The sequence below is a fragment of the Pedobacter chitinilyticus genome, from assembly GCF_003313385.1.
Taxonomy (GTDB): Bacteria; Bacteroidota; Bacteroidia; order Sphingobacteriales; family Sphingobacteriaceae; genus Pedobacter; species Pedobacter chitinilyticus.
The window spans coordinates 447,390-465,171 of the sequence record NZ_QMHN01000004.1; the positions used below are offsets into that span (position 1 = coordinate 447,390).

Here is a 17,782-nt window from a genome sequence, read left to right on the forward strand (position 1 = left end):
TTTCTTTAAAATATGTTGAAGAAAATTATTATTTGCAGGACGATGTTTGCATAAATACCCGACAAAACATCGTCGGCCATCACGCCCCATCCACCTGGCCATTTTTCCAGCTTACGAATACCTAAAGGTTTAAGAATGTCGAAAAATCTGAACAATATTAAACCAGTTACTACGTATTCAATGGTTACTGGAACAAAAAGTAATGAAATGCACATCCCTGCAACTTCATCTATAACCACTCGGTTATGGTCTTTGCCCCAAAGTACTTCTACTTCATTTGAGCTTCTAATTCCTTGTAAGGTAATTAACAAGGTAATTAAAGCTGGAGCAAGCTTCGGATCATATTGGCCTGCCAGGAAAAAGTACCATAAAAGGCAGGTGAAAATAGCGGCATAAGTGCCAGCTCCCTTACCTATATACCCAATTCCCAGGCTGGTTGATATGATTTTGTGAAATATCACGGTTTCAATTTCTCAGGTTTTAAAGTAATTCACTTTCTATTTTTAAACGTCGCAAAACTATGGAAACTTTTTTTAAACCTAAAGTTTCCGCACAAGTTTTTTGAGTGTCAAAGAGTAAATTACAATTTGCAGACAAAAAGATAATGGTTTGGAAAACAGCTTAAGTAGCATCGAATCTACCTAAGCTGTTTCGCTCTTTGGGCCTACAAAACCCTCAATTTTATTTAACTAGTTTTCTTCGTAATAATCAAGTCCCAAATGAGTGATTAACTCTTCACCCATGATGTAACGTAATGTATTATGTAATTTTTCTAATTGTTTAAAGATGTCGTTCTCTGGACGTAATCCTTCTTTAGTTTGAGGAGATTTCAAGTAGAAAGATAACCACTCTTGAATACCACTCATGCCAGCACGTTTAGCTAAGTCAGAGAATAAAGCCAAGTCTAAAACGATAGGTGCAGCTAAGATAGAGTCGCGGCACAAGAAGTTAATCTTGATTTGCATTTTGTAACCCATCCATCCGAAGATATCGATGTTGTCCCAGCTCTCTTTGTTATCACCGTGAGGAGGATAGTAGTTGATACGGATTTTGTGGTACATATCACCATACAAATCAGGGTTTTGCTCTGGCTTGAAGATATCTTCCAATACTCCTAATTTAGATACTTCTTTAGTTTTGAAGTTATCAGGGTCATCCAATACCAAACCATCACGGTTACCTAAAATGTTGTCAGAGAACCAACCACGTACACCTAATGAACGTGCCATTAAACCTGGTGCCAAAACAGTTTTCATTAAGGTTTGACCAGTTTTAAAATCTTTACCAGCTACTGGCGTTTGAGTTTGTTTAGCCAACTCTAACATTGCAGGAATATCTACCGTTAAGTTAGGCGCTCCGTTTGCATAAGCATAGCCTAATTTCAACGCTGCATAAGCATAAATCATACTTGGTGCAATGTTCGCGTCGTTGTCTTTTAAGCCTTGCTCAAAAGCAGCCAAAGTTTGGTGAACAGCGCTTGGCTCTAAATAAATCTCTGTAGAACCGCACCATACCAATACGATACGCTCGCAATTGTTTTTAGCTTTAAAGTCTTTGATATCTTCAATTACTTGTTGTGCTAAATCCCATTTTGTAGCAGCTTCTTTAACGTAAGTTCCGTCTAAATTTTTAACGTAGTTTTTGTCGAATGCAGCTTTGTAAGGTTTGATGGCTTCTAACTCATCTTTGATGTCATACAAAAGATGACCATCAATAACCTTTGCTTTCATTGCAGCATCGTACACATTGTCTTCATACACATCCCAACCACCAAATGCTAAGTCTTCTAATTTCGCTAGGGGAACAAAGTCTTTAATTAAGGGCTCGTTATTGTCTGTTCTTTTACCAACACGGATAGTTCCCATTTGTGTTAAAGAACCAATAGGTTTAGATAGACCTCTTCTAGCAGCAACTACACCAGCAATCATGGTAGTAGCTACAGCACCTAGGCCAGGCATCATGATACCTAATTTCCCATTAGCTCCTTCTACTTGCTTTTTCATTATTGTTATTTATTATGTGTTTATTCTATTTAATTTTTATGTTATAAGTATTAAGTTCTAAGTTTTACGTTTGCTAGGTACTTATTACCTACAACTTAAAACCTATGACTTATTTCAACCAATGATTTGCTTTGTACCACTTCACGGTTTCAACTAAACCTTTCTCCAAATTATATTGAGGCTCAAACTGCAGGTCTCTTTTCAAGTTTTCGATATTGCAGGCCCAATTGGGGGCGGTTAGCTCTTTTATTTTTTCTTTGTTTATCGTTGGCGTTTTGCTACTTCTGGCATAAATGGTATCCATAAAACCAGCTAAACCTTTGATGATCCCCAAAGGAATGTGCACTTTTAGCGTTTTTTTGTGCAGTGCTTTTTTTAAGCCCTCGGCTAAAGCATACCTATCGTAGGTCAAACCATCGGTAATGTTGTAGGTTTTGTGCACAATATCCGATTTCAACAAGCGAATAATGATCTCTGCCAAATCCTTTACATAAATGAAGCTCAACTGTTGGTTAAATCTTCCAATGTAAGGTTCCAATCCGCTGTTAATAGTTTTGAAAATGATAAAAATGTCCTTCTCTCTCGGACCATATACGGCAGTCGGTCTAACAATAACCAAAGGCAAATTTTCAATCTCCTTAAGATGTTCTTCTGCCAATTTTTTGCTTAACCCGTAAAAGGTAATGGGCTGGGCAATGGCATCGTCACCAATGGTGGTGTTGAAATCAGCAATTGGACCGATGGCCGCTAGGCTACTTACAAATACAAATTTTTCGACGGTATAATTTACCAGCGACGCCGCTAGCGCCAAGTTTCTGCTGTATTCGGCATTAACCCTGTTGTATTCTTGTAAGGTTTTAGCTTTGGTGGTTCCAGCAGCATGTATAATATAAGCGTACTGCTTGTCTTCCAATGCTGCTTTGAGTTCATCAACTGCACTAAAGTTTAATTGAACGTAGTTAACATTTAACCCTTTAAGGTGGGAGACATTGCTATTAGGACGTACAGCTGCGTATACCTCTAAGCCGCATTCAATTGCCGTAACAATTAAATGATAGCCCACAAATCCGCTTGCGCCTGTAATCAATACCTTTTTGCTCATGTCTCTTTATCACACTTGCTCTTTATAGCTTTAGTGCTTGCTTATATTGCTTTTTCCAGTATCCTGTATTCTCGGTAAAGTTTGCCGCCTATGTTTTCAATCGGACGGTTCACCATATCGTTATCTTCCAAAGTCCAGCTCGCTTCTGCATATTGGAAATTTCTTGCTTTAAATGCTTTGATGATTCTACCGTACAAACAAGCTTCAATACCTAATTTTCTGTAGCCATCAACTACGCCCAACAATAAAATACGAATGCCGTTGATTTTCTTTTTACCCAACAACAGTTTCAATAAACCAGTAGGGAATAAGCGACCTTTTTTAATTTTAATAAGGATTTGGTTGATGTCTGGAATGGCTAGTGCAAAACCCACTAATTTGCCATCCTGTTCTGCGATGTAGCAGAAATCAGTATCCAAAACCATTTTTAAATCTTTGGCGGTATAGTCAAATTCCTTGTCGGTCATTGGTACAAAACCCAGGTTTTTGTCCCAAGCGCTGTTGTACACTTCCCTCAAAGCGGCAGCCTCTTCCTTAAATTTTTTAAGGTTAATTTTTCTGATGATGATATTGCTTCTTTTCAGCCTGTTTTCCAGCCCTTCTAATAAGCTTACCGATCTGTCATTGTAATTCCCTGCAGTGTATTTGTAAGCTCTTAAATCTACCTTTTTGGTAAAACCGAAATCTTCCAATAATGGTAGGTAATAGGGCGCATTGTAAGGCATCATAGCTACTGGTGGTCCATCAAAGCCTGTAACTAACAAGCCGCAGATATCATTGGTAGAGAAATTTACAGGCCCCATTATCGAAGTTTGTCCGTTCTCTTTTAGCCAGTTTTGTGCTGCATCTAATAATAATTTGCTAACCGCCTTATCGTCAATAGTGTCAAAAAAACCAAAGAAACCTTCTTTTACGTTTTTAATGGTGTTGTGGTTGCCATTGATAATGGCGGCAACTCTGCCCACTATCTTTTCGCCCTCTACCGCTAAAAACAATTGCATTTTAGCATGGTCGTGAAAAGGGTGTTTGCCTGGGGTTAACATATCACGTTGAGCAATATGCAATTCAGGCACGTAAAAAGGGTCGTTCTTATAAAGCTCGTGCGGAAAATCGATGAACTTTGCTAACAGTTTTTTGTCTGTTACGGGTAAAATTTGTGCCATTTTATGCTGATGCCCCAACTAAGTTTACACTTGCTTCTTTAAAGGCCAGTTTCAATTTATCGATAGCTTTTTCTATCTGTTCAAAAGAGTGCGTAGCCATTAAAGAGAACCTAATTAATGATGCATCAGAAGGCACGGCTGGAGAAACCACAGGGTTTACAAAAATGCCGTTTTCTTGTAGAATGTTGGTGATTAAGAAGGTTTTTTCGTTATCTCTAATGTAAATAGGTAGGATTGGGCTTTCTGGATGGCCAATTTCAAAGCCTGCATCTAGCAAAAGCTTTTTAGCGTAGTTGGTATTAGCCCACAATTTGTCAATTCTTTCAGGTTCAGCTTCAATGATGTCCAAAGCAGCGATAACACTTGCCACTGCGGCAGGCGGCATACTTGCACTGAACATTAACGAACGAGCTCTGTGTTTAATGAATTCAATGGTATCGTCATCAGCAGCGATAAAACCACCTAATGAAGCTAGAGATTTACTGAAAGTACCCATAATCAAATCAACCTTATCCGTAAGATTAAAGTGTGAAGCAGTACCCGCACCATTAAATCCAATGACACCTAAACTGTGAGCATCGTCCATCATGATGTTTGCACCGAATTCGTCGGCAATTTTTACCATTTCTGGTAAGTTTACCAAATCACCTTCCATGCTAAATATACCATCCGAAACAATTAGTTTGGCGGCGTCTTCAGGTAAGCGACTTAGTTTTGCACGCAAATCGTTCATGTCGTTGTGTGCATATTTGATAGAACGAGAGAACGATAAACGGCTGCCATCAATGATAGAGGCGTGGTCGTACTCATCTAAAATAAGATAGTCGTTTCTGTCTAATAAACAAGAAATTACCCCAAGGTTCACTTGGAAGCCTGTACTGAACAATACCGCTGATTCTTTACCAACGTAGGCAGCTAAGCGGCTTTCAAGTTCTAGGTGAATGTCTAAAGTCCCGTTCAAAAATCTAGAGCCAGCACAGCCAGTACCGTATTTTTCGATTGCTTTTTGCGAAGCTTCTTTAATTTTTGGGTGGTTGGTTAATCCAAGATATGAGTTGGAGCCAAACATTAATACTTCTTTTCCGTTAATAATTACTTCTGTGTCTTGTGCAGAGTCGATGGAACGGAAATATGGATACAAGCCCCTTTCTTTAATAATTTTGGCGTCTTGAAACGAAGCTATTCTATCTTGTAATTTTTTACGCATATTTTTATGCAATTAGGTCATTTGTAGTTTGATATAATTCTCTTGAGATTAAAAAGAATAACACTTAGAATGGTATTAGACTTAACTCATGTTAAACATGTTACTCTCCTTAATAACATAAATTTAACGATTTAATAAATGAGAATTAATAAAATCCCGCAAATTTAATAAAAGTTTTAGTCCGAGGGAGTGGTACAAAAGTATTGCTTATTGGTCAAAAAGTATTATTTATGTAAATCTGACATTTGGCAAACAAACTCATTTATCTTATTAAAGGCACGTCCTACACTGTTAGATACCGTGCTTTATAATGTTTTAACGAAAAATCACGTTTGAAATTTTAACAACAATATTGGTAATTATGTAATTCTTTATTGAACTTTGTAGCGTTTGTATAACACTTAACGTAGTTACGCAGTTATTATGTATAAATACAGTAAACAATGATGCACAAGGTAGAACAGAGGTGCTTAGAAGAAGGCCTCATTAACGGTGGTAACATGAATGTGCTTACCAGCGCTGAAATTAAACCTTTTATGACTTTTAACGAGCCGTTTAGGTCTAATTCCTTTGCAGTAATTGTAGTGCAGAAAGGTTCCTTTGTTTTTCAGAACAATTTCGTGAAGAACTGTATGAAGGCAAAAGACGTGTATTTAGTTACTCCTGGTAGCCTGTGCGAGCTGTATGAAATGTCTGATGACTTTGAATTTATCAGCATGGGTTTTAAGAAAGAATACCTGAAGGAACAAGGAGTTTTTTTGAATGGAGCCGAAATTGTGCATTTGTTTTCTACTGATTTAGTGCATAAGTTTTCTTTGAACGACGAAGAGTTTGAGGACCTGGTTTTTTCGCTAAAGTCCTTAAAAAAGAAAATCAACCTGCCAGAGACCACTCCTCATTTTAAAGATGTAGTGCGTCACAGTTTCATTTCGGTGCTTTACGAAATCCTTATTGTGTATAGCAAGTACCGTGTTTTTATTCCTGTGAAATTGAATAGGCAAGAGGAACTCACTACCAACTTCCTTAATTTGCTAAGCGAAAACTTTAAAAGTGAAAAGCAGGTACAGCATTACGCCAAACAGCTGTTCGTTACTTCTAGGCATTTGTCACAAGTGGTGAAAACCGTAACAGGCAAAACTGCGGGCGAAATTATTGATGAAATGGTAATTAACGAAGCAAAAGTGCTGCTTTCTTCTCATTTGATGAATGTTTCGCAGGTAGCAGATGAATTGCGTTTCAGTGACCAATCTTTTTTTGGGAAATTTTTCAAAAAATATACAGGCATTTCACCCTCAGTTTACAAATCAAATAGTACAGTGGCCGTTAATCCGCCATTTTGATAAAAATAGGGGATTAAAAGTGGTGTTTTTTACCGAAATGTTAAAAAAAGCTACAGGCTGGAAATTGGGATTTGGAAGGCTTTTTGTAGTAAATGTAAAATAGTAAATAAAACTTCAATTTTATTACATAATTTTTTGATTTTAAGCACTAAATTTGCGAAAATTTAAGCTATGAAAACATCAGAAATAACTTACACTGGCGACTTAAGAACTACTTCAATACACGTGAAGTCGGGTAAGGAAATTATTACCGATGCGCCAACAGATAACCAAGGAAAAGGGGAGGCTTTTTCGCCAACCGATTTATTGGCTACTTCTTTAGGCAATTGCATGCTGACCATTGTGGGCATTGCGGCAAGAAATCATGGTTTTAATATTGATGGAACTAAAGCGGAAATCACCAAAGTAATGGCCGAAAATCCGCGTAGGGTGAGTGAGATACACGTTGAACTTCATTTTCCAGACAACAACTACACGGAAAAGGAAAAAGCAATTATTGAAAGGTCAGCTAAAACCTGTCCAGTGGCGTATAGCCTACACCCTGATATTAAGCAAGAAATAACGTTTAGTTATTAGCATATTCTCCTGCTGACTACCGCAGGTATTTATATTTGGTTTAAAATGAGTAGAAAAAAAAAGACGGTTGTTGAAACCGACGCAGATGTTATTTTAATTGGGGCGGGCATCATGAGTGCGACGCTTGGCGTACTGCTCAAGGAGCTTAACCCTGATTTAAGTATAGAAATTTATGAACGTTTAGACGTTGCAGCCGCTGAAAGTTCTGATGCGTGGAACAATGCGGGAACTGGCCACTCGGCATTTTGCGAGCTCAATTACACCCCGCAAAAGGCTAACGGTACGGTTGACGTGAAGAAAGCAGTTTCCATCGCTGAATCTTTCGAGGTTTCCAAACAGTTCTGGACTTATTTGCTGGATAAAGGTATCCTTAAAGACCCTTGTTCATTCATCAGAAACATTCCTCACCTTAGTTTTGTATGGGGCAAAAAGAATGTTGACTATCTAAAAACCCGTTACAACAACCTTAAAGCTTGCAACTTGTTCAACGAGATGCAGTACAGCGAAAATCCTTCTGAAATAAAAGAATGGATTCCATTGGTAATGGAGGGTAGAGATGAAAAAGAGCCTATTGCTGCTACTAAAATGGATTTAGGTACGGATGTTAACTTCGGTTCTTTAACCCGAGAAATGTTCAACTACCTAGCCAAGCAGGATAAAGTGGCCCTTCATTTTCATCACGAAATTCGAGATCTCGATAAACAAGATGATGGCAGCTGGGAAGTAAAGGTGAAAAACCTAGACAGCGGAAAAAGAAGAAAGCGTTTGGCCAAATTTGTATTTATTGGCGCAGGCGGAGGTTCGTTACTGTTGTTAGAAAAATCTAACATTAAAGAAGGTAAAGGCTTTGGCGGTTTCCCCGTAAGCGGTCAATGGTTAAAATGTACCAACGAAGAAGTAATTGCACGTCACCATGCTAAAGTTTATGGCAAGGCGGCAGTAGGAGCACCACCAATGTCGGTACCTCACTTGGACACCAGAATCATTAACGGTAAACAAGCGCTGTTATTCGGTCCTTATGCAGGTTTCTCCACCAAGTTCCTTAAAAACGGTTCTTACTTTGATTTAGCGGCTTCCATCAAGTTCAGCAATATCCGCCCAATGATTTCAGCAGGCTTGAAAAGTATCGATCTTACTAAATATTTGATTGAGCAAGTTCGTCAATCACCAGAAGACAGGTTTGCAGCACTGAAAGAATATATGCCAGATGCCGACATTAAAGATTGGGAATTGGAAGTTGCAGGACAGCGTGTGCAAGTGATTAAGAAAAAGCCAAGCGGTGGCGGTATTTTGGAGTTCGGTACCGAAGTGGTAAGTGCTGGCGATGGTTCAATTGCTGCCTTATTGGGTGCTTCACCAGGTGCTTCAACCGCAGTATCTATCATGCTTGATTTATTGGGCAGATGCTTTAAAAAGCAAATGCAAACTGCTGATTGGCAAAGTAAGATTAGAGAGATGATTCCAACTTACGGTCAAAAGCTAGCTGAAGACAATGAGCTTTGCCAAGAAACACGCCAACGTACTTCTGCAGCATTAAAGTTAAATGAAACAGTAGTAGCCTAAGGGCGATATCATACAAAAGAAAAGTCCCGCACACCATGCGGGACTTTTTTTATTTCGTTCTGTTGATTGTTTAAAGCGTATGTTATCCCAGTTAAGGATAAAGGATATAATCTATTGAACCTTAATGCTCTTAATTTCTTAATGTTTTAAAATATATCAAGCATTAATCACTTCCGCTACTTCATCCGCAGAAATATCCCCATGCGATGCATCTAAAATACATTCACCATCTTTAATGAGTAAAATTTGAGGAGATTCATGATGAACATGAAAGGTTTCCGCAATATAAGCTGAAATGTCTCGATGGTTAATCAAATCGAGAAAATAAAGGCTTACACGATCAGGAATAACATCCCAATACCTTTCAAAGGTTCTTTTGGCCATCATGCTGATGGAGCAACGCGTACTATGCTTAAAAATTAAGCTATAGCCTTGAACCGCCTTAATGTCGTCGATTTGAGAAATTTGATTTAATGATGTCCAATCCTTCATGACTACCTTCTTCTTCCTTTAGACTCTGGATAAGAGCTAAAAGCAGGGCATAGACGGTTTGAGCACGATTCTAATACTGCGATGGCGCAGAACACAAATAACAATAGAATAGCTATTTTCTTCATTTTGAAATGATTGTTTTTCGAAACCTAAGTTACAAAAAAGTTATAAGTTGTGCATCTAAAACTGAAAGTTTTGAAACACGGCTATATTTAATCGGGTTATTTCTTAAAGACCTGACGAATACTCTACCATTTTCAATGCGGTAATGGCAGCCTCGTCTCCTTTGTTGCCATGCTTGCCGCCAGCCCTGTCAATAGCTTGTTGCTCATCATTAGTGGTCAATACACCAAAAATGACAGGCTTGCTGTATTTAATGCCAACGTTAGTGATTCCATGAGCCGCTGCATCGCAAATAAAATCAAAGTGTTTAGTGTCGCCTTGGATCACACAACCGATACAAATTACCGCATCAATATCTTTTCTTTTGTTTAAAAGGATATCGGCAGCACCCGTAAGTTCAAAAGTGCCAGGTACGCTTAACGAAAGAATGTTAGCCTCTTCCACTTCATGTTTAAGCAGGGTTTCAAAAGCACCTTGGTAAAGTGCTCCAGTAATGTTTGCATTCCACTCTGCAACAATAATTGCTATTTTATAGCCTTTGCCCGATGGAATAGTCGTATGTGAAAAATCTGAAAGGTTTTTAAGGTGTGTTGCCATGAGGCAAAGATAGTTTTTTATTGTTGATTTATGGGGAAGTTAAAAAGTTTGACGCTTGGCCAACGATTGTGTTTACAAGAATAAAGGGCAACAAAAAAGGCTCCCAAATTTGGAAGCCTTTCATTTATTTTCCGAAGAAATTATTTCGCTTGAGCAGCTGCTCTAGCAATATACGAATCGATCATTTGTGCTTCCGCACTTTCAGGGAATTGCGTTTTGATTTTAGTGTAAGCCTCTTCAGCACCTTTAAAATCTTTCAAGTTTTCGTTTACCAAACCTAATTTTTTAAGGAATGTAGGTGAAGTGAATTTGTTTGAAGACTTGTCGATTGCTTTTTTGTAGTAAGTTGAAGCTTGTTTGTAGTCTTTCAACTCGCTATAAGCATCACCCAAAAGACCAAGTGCCAATGGATCAATCACTGGGCTGCCAGTTGCACTGTATTTGCTCAAAGCATCAACTGCTTTTTTGTACTCGCCTTTACGCAGATAAATACCACCTAAATAAAGGTTAGCCAAGTTAGCAGATTTAGTGTTCTCGTATTCTTCTGCAATTTTTTCTAAACCAGGGTAGCCACCTTCGCCGTTAATTGCTTTGTTGGCCAATGAATCAACGCCTACAAATTGCTCAGCTTTGAACATTTGGTTAGCAGCTTCTTCAGCTCTGTTTTTTAAATACACACCTTGATACCAGATGAAAATACCGATTAAAACAATTATCGCTCCAGCAATAAAAGCTAAACTTTTGGTATTTTCTTGTATAAATGAACCTTTTTTTACTGGTTGTGCTGTTTCTTTCTCTGTTGCAGACATTTTTAGTTTAAAATTAAAGGATTGCAAAAATACATTTTTCATTTAAAGTATCAACTCTTTTTAAATCATTTAATTAGAAAGGGGGTAAATTTCATTCAAAGGAAATACACCGATGGCGAAGATACCGTTCTTTAGCATCAAGAATAGGTTTAGCGGCACCGTTGAACACTAGCTTTAAAATAAGTATATAAGCTACTGTAAAAATGGGTAACTTTGACCTCTCTGTTATGTGGCTGAAAAATCTTACCCTTTTAAACTTTAAAAATTACAATTCCGCCGATTTGATTTTTTCAAACTCGGTAACTGCTTTTGTGGGTAATAACGGTGCGGGTAAAACCAACCTGCTCGACGCTATACATTACCTTTGTCTCTGTAAAAGCTATTTTAATCCCATTGATAGCCAGCAGATTAAAGCAGGAGAGGAGTTGTTCCTAGTGCAGGGCGATTTTGTTCGTGACGAAAAGCCAGAAAAAATTTCATGCGGCTTAAAGAAGAACCAAAAGAAATCTTTCAAGCGCAACAAAAAAGAGTATGATAAACTGGCCGACCATATTGGTTTGTTTCCAGTGGTGATGATTTCACCCTATGACATTAACCTCATTATGGATGGAAGCGAGGAAAGACGTAGGTTTGTAGATAATGTAATTTCACAGACCGACAGCAGGTACCTCGACGAACTCATTACCTATAACAAACACCTGCTTAACAGAAATGCACTACTCAAACAAGTAGCGGCTACCAGGACCTTAGATGTTGCATTGTTGCAAATTTTGGATGAGCAGTTGGTGAAGTCAGGAAATATCATTTTTGAAAAACGGAAACAATTTTTGCACAACTTCATTCCTTTTTTTGATAAGCACTATCAGTTTTTGACGAACAACGCCGAACAGGTTTCTTTAAGCTATCAATCGCAGTTGAACGAACAAAACTTTGAAACCTTGTTGGCGAATGCCATAGAGAAGGACAGGTTGCTGGAACGTACTACCGTAGGGATTCATAAAGACGAACTGCAATTTGAGATTGCTGGCATGCCCATGAAGAAATTTGGATCACAAGGTCAACAAAAATCATTTTTGATTGCTTTAAAGCTAGCCCAATATAGTTACTTGCAAAAATTTAAAAACTTTAAGCCTTTATTGCTGCTTGATGATATCTTCGATAAATTAGATCAAAATCGCATACATAAACTGATGGAGATGGTTTCACACCACGATTTCGGGCAGATTTTTATTACCGACACCGACAAGCAAAGAGTAGCTAAGGTATTTGAGCAAATTGCCATCGATGTCGACTTATTTGACGTAAGCGAAGGGAGCGTAAATCATGCGTAAACCTAACGACATCACCTTAAAACAGGCTATCGATAAATTGCTGGCTCATTATAAATTACGTGGTAAGTTCGACGAAACAGGCGTGGTAGCCATGTGGCCCGAAATTATGGGTACTGCTGTGGCCAATAGGACTAAGCAAATTTATATACATCAACGCAAACTATTCGTGAGAATAGAATCATCGGTGGTTAAAAACGAATTGCTGATTGTGAAAAGTGCTATTGTAGACAAGCTCAACGAAAAAGCAGGCTCGCAGGTCATCACCGATATCGTATTTTTATAACCTAATCCTTACTTCCTCCAAACAGTTTTGCAGCTATCCAGATAATGATAGCAACCACTACCACCACCAAAATTACGCCAGTCCACATACCAGCTTTAAAAATACCTTCAACCAATTCGCAGCTACTCAATGTGGTAGCAAATAACGCTACAAGAGCAAGGGGCATGAATTTTTTCATAACTATTAAATGTTTTCTTTACTTAACAGCATTTCCCCAAAAAGGTTTTGAGTGCAATTAGCCAAAACTAGAATTCATAAAAAAGCCTGTCATCTATACATGACAGGCTATAAAGTTCTTATTGTGCTTTTTCGCCAATTTTAATCAGCTCCACCTCAAAAATCAGGGTGCTAAAAGGAGGAATGTCATTACCCATACCCCTGGCGCCGTAAGCTAGTCTATAAGGAATAAAGAATTTGTATTTAGCACCTTCTTTCATTAACTGAACCCCTTCTGTCCAACCAGGAATAACTTGGTTCAAGCCAAAAGTTGCAGGTTGTTCGCGTTTATACGAACTGTCAAATTCAAATCCGTTAAGCAAGGTACCTTTATAATGTACAGTCACTTGATCGGTAGCCTTAGGTTGCGCACCAGTACCTGGATTAAGCACCTCGTATTGTAAACCACTAGCAGTAGTTTTAATCCCAGGCTTAGTTTTGTTTTGCGCTAAGAAAGTTTCACCCTCTTTAATAGCAGAACCGAATTTCTTTTTCGAAAGATCTTCAAAAATATTGTTAATGGCATTTTGAGACGCATGCTCTGTCATTAAAGGAGTAGTTCCCGCAAAAACATCTTTCAATGCCTTACTTAACAGTTCGTAGTTGATCGTTTCTAAGCCACTTGATTTTAAGTTGTTGCCCATGGCCAAGCCAAATGCATAACTAGCCGAGTCGAGTTTAGTTTTTAAAGCCACAGGCTTAGCAGCAGGTTTGCTGGCCGTTGTTTTGCCTTTAGCGGGAGCGGTTTTGGGTTTAGTCTGTGCAGTGGCGTTTAAAACTGCAGCAGAAGCTAATGCTACTAAAAATATCTTCTTCATTGTTTATGTTAAAAGGCGAAAGATACAATAAAAAATAAGCACCCAAAAATGGGTGCTTATGATATTTTTTTACTTTCCAGAATGAATAAAGCTTTCTGGAGTATGCTTTATAATTGATTAGAAACGCTCGTCAGCAGTAAAGAAGAAATCGCCTTCAATTTGAGCGTTTTCATCAGAATCAGAACCGTGAACAGCATTAGCATCAATTGACTTAGCATATTTCTGACGGATAGTACCTTCAGCAGCTTCAGCTGGGTTGGTAGCACCAATCAAATTTCTAAACTCTTCAATGGCGTTATCTTTCTCTAAAATAGCAGCTACAATTGGTCCTGAAGACATAAAGCTTACTAAATCGTTATAGAAAGGACGCTCTTTGTGAACCGCATAAAACTCACCAGCTTTTTCAGCAGAAAGTTGAGTGTATTTTAATGCAATAATTTTGAAACCTGCGTTAGTGATATCATTTATGATTGAACCAATGTGACCGTTAGCAACAGCATCCGGTTTAATCATAGTAAAAGTTCTATTTGTGCTCATTTTTATAATTTTTTGCAAAAGTACAACTATTGCCGTAAATAATTAAGAGAGAGCTTAAGAAAACTTAAAATGGTCATAAGAAAACACTCGCAACAGCACTTTTGTTCGGCAAGCCCCGCTTTCCGTTACAATCTTTTTGTTTGGGTCTTTTGTTATCTCCAACGTATTGGAGAATCTACTTCTGGTCTGCATTCACTAACAGATCCTTCACTAACGTTCAGGATGACATCAATAAACAAAAAGTATTTTCACTTCAATCGGGTTTATAATGAAGGGCCTGTGCTAGCGCTAGTCAAGCAGGAAGCCTGGCAACTAAACAATTCCATCAATTTAACAGTTAACCAATAAATCACTAACTTCGCAAGCAATAGATTATGATATCGGTACCAGAACTTAAAAAGCTACTTTCAACGCCTCAGCAAATCGTTATTACAACGCACCACAAACCAGATGGCGATGCAATGGGCTCTTCATTAGGATTATATGCTTATTTAATCCAAAAAGGGCATCACGTTAGCTTGATTACCCCAACAGATTATCCCGAATTTTTACATTGGATGCCTAACAATTCCGATGTAATCATTTATACTGAACAAGAGCAAAAATCAATTGACTTGGTGAACGAAGCAAAACTGATTTTCTGTTTGGACTTTAATACCTTGGGACGAATTAATGAATTGGGTGAACATATCAGAAATACCAAGGCGGTAAAGTTGATGATTGACCATCATTTGGAGCCAGAGGATTTTGATGACTACCGCCATTGGGACATTAATGCCTGTGCAGCGGCACAATTGGTGTACGATTTCATAGTAAATGTGATGGAGGAACCAGAGAAAGTGAACAAAGATGTGGCCACTTGCCTTTACACGGGCATCATGACCGATTCAGGTTCTTTCCGTTTTCCTTCGGCTACTTCAACGGTATATCGCATCGCTGCCGATTTAATTGACCTGGGTGCTGAACATTGGCGCATCCACCAGTTGGTGTATGATAATGTGTCTGAAAACAGGTTGAAGTTTTTGGGTTATTGCCTATCTAGCAAATTGGAAATCCTTCGAGAATATAACACCGCTATCATCAGCGCTACCAAAGAAGAACTAGAAAAGTACAATATTGTTACAGGCGATACAGAGGGAATTGTGAACTATGCGTTATCTATCAACGGAATAAAGCTTGCCGCCTTTATCATTGAAAGAAAAGACCGTGTTAAACTTTCATTACGTTCAACAGGTGATTTCCCAGCCAATGAGATTTGTAAGAAATATTTTCATGGAGGCGGTCACAGAAATGCTGCTGGTGGCGCCTCAGATAAAGGTTTGGACGAAACCATTGCCGATTTTAAAGCCATATTGCCCGAGTATAAAACACAGCTGTTGCAATAGATGATAAAATAAACAAATAAATATAAAAATAATCAGAAAGCTCGTTAACTTAGCGGGCTTTTAATACGAAGACTAAAATACTATAAAAACAATAATGAAGTATTCCAGCCTTTGTTGGAATCAATTCACACTAAAGACAATTTAAACAATAAATGAAAAAAAGTTTAGTAATTCTGCTAGCGGCTACGGTGGGTTTAGCAGCCTGTAACACAGAGAAAAAAGGTCCAGGAGGCTTGTTGTACAAAATCCACAAGTCAGGTGGTAAAGACAAAATCAAGGAAGGTGACGTCGTAAAATTGAACTTTATCCAAAAAAATGAGAGAGATTCAGTTTTGGGCAGTACTTACGACAGTGAGCAAGCGCAAATTTTCCCTGTAGGTAAAAAACAATATGCTGGCGATATGCAAGATGTATTGACCCTTTTCGGAGAAGGCGATAGTGCAACTTTCAAAATCAACTTGGATACAATGGCTTTCCATAGCAAACAGCCTAAACCAGATATGTTCAAAAACGATAAATACATTGTGTTTACCGTTAAAATTGAAAAAGTTTTCAAAAAAGGACCTAACGAGGCTGATTCTACTTTCCAAAAACGTGCTGGCGATTTCTTCCAGTCAGACTACAAAGCTGATATGGATAAAAAGAAAGCTGCTGAACCAACAAAAATCAAGACTTATATCGACGAAAACAACTTGAAAGTACAAACTTCTGCTAGTGGTTTACAATATGTAATTACTGCTCCAGGAAGCGGTGTAAAAGCAGTTGACGGCGATACTGTTTCTGTAAACTATACTGGTAAATTCACTAAAAAAGGCGAAGATAAAAAATACAAAATCTTTGATACTAGCGATGAGAAATTAGCTAAAGAAGCTAAGGTACACCAACCAGGTAGACCTTATGGTCCAACTAAAATGGTTGTAGGTGGTACTGTTCCCGGTTTCACAGAAGCGCTTAAATTAGTAGGTAAAGGTGGTAAAGTAACGGCTATCATCCCTTCTAAATTAGGATACGGCGAGCAAGGCGGCGGCCCAATCGGACCTTTTAGCCCATTGGTATTCGAGATTGAAGTTATAGATGTGATTAAACCAAAGGCAGGTGCTACCCCTCCTCCAGCGCCAGTTGCCCCTACAGCAGGTCACTCTGCGAATGATGGTCATAAGCACTAATCAAAATATTGAATAACATAGAAAGCTGTCCTTCGGGGCGGCTTTTTTTATGCCCAAGTTTTTCTTCCCCTAACAACAAACCAACCAATCAGCTATCTTTGTGCCATGTTACTTACCGATACCCATACGCATCAATACTACGAGAAAGATTTAGATAAACGAGCAGCACAAATGCAGCGCTGTTTTGAAAATGGCGTAAAACGTCTGTTTTTGCCCAATGTAGATGTGGCTTCCATTGCTATGATTGACGAGATGACAAAAACTTATCCCGAAAACTGTTTTGCTATGGCGGGGCTTCATCCCTGCGATGTAAAGGAAGGCTATCAAGACGTGTTGGCAGAAATTTACCAGAGCATTGCTGGCCGAGAAATCTATGCCATTGGTGAAATTGGTATTGACCTTTATTGGGATAAAACAACATTAGCTATTCAACAGGACGCTTTTAAACAGCAAATAGAATGGGCTAAACAATTGGATTTGCCATTTGTGATTCATTGTCGCGAAGCTTTTGACGAAGTTTTTGAAGTGTTGGAAGCGTGCAGACACGATAAAATGTGTGGTATTTTTCACTGCTTTACCGGCGATTTGGTACAGGCCAACAGAGCCATCGACCTCGGGTTTTATTTAGGCATTGGCGGCGTGCTTACCTATAAAAAAGCTGGTTTAGATTTAGTTTTGGCTGATGTTCCTATAAAGCATGTCGTACTCGAAACAGATTCTCCATATTTAGCACCTGTTCCTTTTAGAGGTAAGCCAAATGAAAGTAGCTATTTGGTGCATATTGCTCAAAAAGTGGCTGATGTTTACGGAATAAGCATTGAAAAAGTAGCTGAGGTTACGACAGAGAATTCCAGAAAAATATTCGGGATTTAATCTTTGCGTTCTTCGCGTCGCTCTTTTATTCTTTGCGTTAATCTTGTTTTTCTTCGAGGTTAAATTTTACCGCAAAGGTTTTTTTAAGTTTTCGCAAAGAATCGCAAAGATGAAATTGAGAAAAAGAGTAGGTTGATTGTTTGGGAAACGTAGTCTTCGCATTCATAGCGTAATTCTTAATTTCTTAGCAGTTAAAAC

The 17,782-nt window shown here is 38.4% G+C and carries 19 protein-coding genes; 8 read left to right on the forward strand and 11 right to left on the reverse strand.

Annotation, left to right across the window (positions count from 1 at the left end):
* Positions 1-5: 5 nt before the first annotated feature.
* From DUT70_RS14600 to spt, 5 genes are all read right to left on the reverse strand, one after another.
* On the reverse strand, positions 6-461 hold the full coding sequence (locus DUT70_RS14600) for a phosphatidylglycerophosphatase A family protein (protein WP_240432124.1): 456 nt from the start codon (positions 459-461) through the stop codon (positions 6-8).
* A 228-nt stretch (positions 462-689) separates the two neighbouring features.
* Positions 690-2,003, reverse strand: a complete 1,314-nt coding sequence (locus DUT70_RS14605) for an inositol-3-phosphate synthase (protein ID WP_113648083.1) — start codon at positions 2,001-2,003, stop codon at positions 690-692.
* A gap of 109 nt (positions 2,004-2,112) precedes the next feature.
* Positions 2,113-3,105: an NAD-dependent epimerase/dehydratase family protein gene (locus tag DUT70_RS14610; RefSeq protein WP_113648084.1), complete on the reverse strand. Its 993-nt coding sequence runs from the start codon at positions 3,103-3,105 to the stop codon at positions 2,113-2,115.
* 41 nt (positions 3,106-3,146) lie between these two features.
* A complete protein-coding gene (locus DUT70_RS14615) occupies positions 3,147-4,268 on the reverse strand; it encodes a GNAT family N-acetyltransferase (protein WP_113648085.1) in 1,122 nt (373 codons plus the stop codon).
* A gap of 1 nt (position 4,269) precedes the next feature.
* Positions 4,270-5,475 carry a serine palmitoyltransferase gene (gene spt, locus DUT70_RS14620; RefSeq protein WP_113648086.1) on the reverse strand — a complete coding sequence of 402 codons (1,206 nt, stop codon included), beginning with the start codon at positions 5,473-5,475 and terminating at the stop codon, positions 4,270-4,272.
* A 443-nt stretch (positions 5,476-5,918) separates the two neighbouring features.
* On the opposite strand from spt, the gene DUT70_RS14625 reads away from it, so the two are divergent.
* From DUT70_RS14625 to DUT70_RS14635, 3 genes are all read left to right on the forward strand, one after another.
* Positions 5,919-6,815 (forward strand): helix-turn-helix domain-containing protein, encoded by an 897-nt coding sequence (locus DUT70_RS14625; protein WP_113648087.1) that lies wholly within the window; start codon positions 5,919-5,921, stop codon positions 6,813-6,815.
* A 171-nt stretch (positions 6,816-6,986) separates the two neighbouring features.
* The gene (locus DUT70_RS14630) at positions 6,987-7,391 is read left to right on the forward strand and encodes an OsmC family protein (RefSeq protein ID WP_113648088.1); all 405 of its coding nucleotides are present in this window, start codon (positions 6,987-6,989) and stop codon (positions 7,389-7,391) included.
* A 45-nt stretch (positions 7,392-7,436) separates the two neighbouring features.
* Positions 7,437-8,954 (forward strand): malate:quinone oxidoreductase, encoded by a 1,518-nt coding sequence (locus DUT70_RS14635; protein WP_113648089.1) that lies wholly within the window; start codon positions 7,437-7,439, stop codon positions 8,952-8,954.
* 156 nt (positions 8,955-9,110) lie between these two features.
* On the opposite strand, the gene ytxJ is transcribed toward DUT70_RS14635, so the two are convergent.
* The 3 genes from ytxJ to DUT70_RS14650 all read right to left on the reverse strand — a co-directional run bounded on the left by ytxJ (position 9,111) and on the right by DUT70_RS14650 (position 10,975).
* Entirely contained in the window at positions 9,111-9,446 is a 336-nt protein-coding gene (gene ytxJ, locus DUT70_RS14640; protein WP_113648090.1) for a bacillithiol system redox-active protein YtxJ, read from the reverse strand.
* A gap of 228 nt (positions 9,447-9,674) precedes the next feature.
* The gene (gene ribH, locus DUT70_RS14645; protein WP_113648091.1) at positions 9,675-10,166 is read right to left on the reverse strand and encodes a 6,7-dimethyl-8-ribityllumazine synthase; all 492 of its coding nucleotides are present in this window, start codon (positions 10,164-10,166) and stop codon (positions 9,675-9,677) included.
* A gap of 140 nt (positions 10,167-10,306) precedes the next feature.
* Complete coding sequence (locus tag DUT70_RS14650) at positions 10,307-10,975, reverse strand: tetratricopeptide repeat protein (RefSeq protein ID WP_113648173.1); 669 nt, start codon at positions 10,973-10,975, stop codon at positions 10,307-10,309.
* Between the two features lie 227 nt (positions 10,976-11,202).
* Here DUT70_RS14650 and recF point away from each other — a divergent pair, with 227 nt between their 5' ends.
* Positions 11,203-12,306, forward strand: a complete 1,104-nt coding sequence (gene recF, locus DUT70_RS14655) for a DNA replication/repair protein RecF (RefSeq protein ID WP_113648092.1) — start codon at positions 11,203-11,205, stop codon at positions 12,304-12,306.
* On the forward strand, positions 12,299-12,589 hold the full coding sequence (locus tag DUT70_RS14660; RefSeq protein WP_113648093.1) for a DUF721 domain-containing protein: 291 nt from the start codon (positions 12,299-12,301) through the stop codon (positions 12,587-12,589). The genes recF and DUT70_RS14660 overlap by 8 nt, the downstream gene beginning before the upstream one ends.
* Position 12,590: 1 nt before the next feature.
* Here the strand turns inward: DUT70_RS14660 and DUT70_RS21205 are convergent, their stop codons facing one another.
* The 3 genes from DUT70_RS21205 to DUT70_RS14670 all read right to left on the reverse strand — a co-directional run bounded on the left by DUT70_RS21205 (position 12,591) and on the right by DUT70_RS14670 (position 14,160).
* Positions 12,591-12,767 carry a hypothetical protein gene (locus DUT70_RS21205; protein ID WP_162926633.1) on the reverse strand — a complete coding sequence of 59 codons (177 nt, stop codon included), beginning with the start codon at positions 12,765-12,767 and terminating at the stop codon, positions 12,591-12,593.
* Between the two features lie 118 nt (positions 12,768-12,885).
* The gene (locus DUT70_RS14665; RefSeq protein ID WP_113648094.1) at positions 12,886-13,623 is read right to left on the reverse strand and encodes an FKBP-type peptidyl-prolyl cis-trans isomerase; all 738 of its coding nucleotides are present in this window, start codon (positions 13,621-13,623) and stop codon (positions 12,886-12,888) included.
* A 117-nt stretch (positions 13,624-13,740) separates the two neighbouring features.
* A complete protein-coding gene (locus tag DUT70_RS14670) occupies positions 13,741-14,160 on the reverse strand; it encodes a nucleoside-diphosphate kinase (RefSeq protein WP_113648095.1) in 420 nt (139 codons plus the stop codon).
* A gap of 374 nt (positions 14,161-14,534) precedes the next feature.
* Between DUT70_RS14670 and DUT70_RS14675 the strand changes: the two genes are divergently transcribed.
* The 3 genes from DUT70_RS14675 (at position 14,535) to DUT70_RS14685 (ending at position 17,584) form a co-directional block, all read left to right on the forward strand.
* Complete coding sequence (locus DUT70_RS14675) at positions 14,535-15,545, forward strand: DHH family phosphoesterase (protein WP_113648096.1); 1,011 nt, start codon at positions 14,535-14,537, stop codon at positions 15,543-15,545.
* A gap of 152 nt (positions 15,546-15,697) precedes the next feature.
* Positions 15,698-16,711: an FKBP-type peptidyl-prolyl cis-trans isomerase gene (locus tag DUT70_RS14680; protein ID WP_113648097.1), complete on the forward strand. Its 1,014-nt coding sequence runs from the start codon at positions 15,698-15,700 to the stop codon at positions 16,709-16,711.
* 105 nt (positions 16,712-16,816) lie between these two features.
* Complete coding sequence (locus DUT70_RS14685) at positions 16,817-17,584, forward strand: TatD family hydrolase (RefSeq protein WP_113648098.1); 768 nt, start codon at positions 16,817-16,819, stop codon at positions 17,582-17,584.
* Positions 17,585-17,782 lie beyond the last annotated feature (198 nt).

Excerpts from the sequence above, each read along its gene's own strand:
- DUT70_RS14605 (WP_113648083.1), bottom strand. The coding sequence starts at position 2,003 with ATGAAAAAGCAAGTAGAAGGAGCTAATGGGAAATTAGGTATCATGATG.
- DUT70_RS14610 (WP_113648084.1), bottom strand. The coding sequence starts at position 3,105 with ATGAGCAAAAAGGTATTGATTACAGGCGCAAGCGGATTTGTGGGCTAT.
- DUT70_RS14615 (WP_113648085.1), bottom strand. The coding sequence starts at position 4,268 with ATGGCACAAATTTTACCCGTAACAGACAAAAAACTGTTAGCAAAGTTC.
- spt (WP_113648086.1), bottom strand. The coding sequence starts at position 5,475 with ATGCGTAAAAAATTACAAGATAGAATAGCTTCGTTTCAAGACGCCAAA.
- DUT70_RS14625 (WP_113648087.1), top strand. The coding sequence starts at position 5,919 with ATGATGCACAAGGTAGAACAGAGGTGCTTAGAAGAAGGCCTCATTAAC.
- DUT70_RS14630 (WP_113648088.1), top strand. The coding sequence starts at position 6,987 with ATGAAAACATCAGAAATAACTTACACTGGCGACTTAAGAACTACTTCA.
- DUT70_RS14635 (WP_113648089.1), top strand. The coding sequence starts at position 7,437 with ATGAGTAGAAAAAAAAAGACGGTTGTTGAAACCGACGCAGATGTTATT.
- ytxJ (WP_113648090.1), bottom strand. The coding sequence starts at position 9,446 with ATGAAGGATTGGACATCATTAAATCAAATTTCTCAAATCGACGACATT.
- ribH (WP_113648091.1), bottom strand. The coding sequence starts at position 10,166 with ATGGCAACACACCTTAAAAACCTTTCAGATTTTTCACATACGACTATT.
- DUT70_RS14650 (WP_113648173.1), bottom strand. The coding sequence starts at position 10,975 with ATGTCTGCAACAGAGAAAGAAACAGCACAACCAGTAAAAAAAGGTTCA.
- recF (WP_113648092.1), top strand. The coding sequence starts at position 11,203 with ATGTGGCTGAAAAATCTTACCCTTTTAAACTTTAAAAATTACAATTCC.
- DUT70_RS14660 (WP_113648093.1), top strand. The coding sequence starts at position 12,299 with ATGCGTAAACCTAACGACATCACCTTAAAACAGGCTATCGATAAATTG.
- DUT70_RS21205 (WP_162926633.1), bottom strand. The coding sequence starts at position 12,767 with ATGAAAAAATTCATGCCCCTTGCTCTTGTAGCGTTATTTGCTACCACA.
- DUT70_RS14665 (WP_113648094.1), bottom strand. The coding sequence starts at position 13,623 with ATGAAGAAGATATTTTTAGTAGCATTAGCTTCTGCTGCAGTTTTAAAC.
- DUT70_RS14670 (WP_113648095.1), bottom strand. The coding sequence starts at position 14,160 with ATGAGCACAAATAGAACTTTTACTATGATTAAACCGGATGCTGTTGCT.
- DUT70_RS14675 (WP_113648096.1), top strand. The coding sequence starts at position 14,535 with ATGATATCGGTACCAGAACTTAAAAAGCTACTTTCAACGCCTCAGCAA.
- DUT70_RS14680 (WP_113648097.1), top strand. The coding sequence starts at position 15,698 with ATGAAAAAAAGTTTAGTAATTCTGCTAGCGGCTACGGTGGGTTTAGCA.
- DUT70_RS14685 (WP_113648098.1), top strand. The coding sequence starts at position 16,817 with ATGTTACTTACCGATACCCATACGCATCAATACTACGAGAAAGATTTA.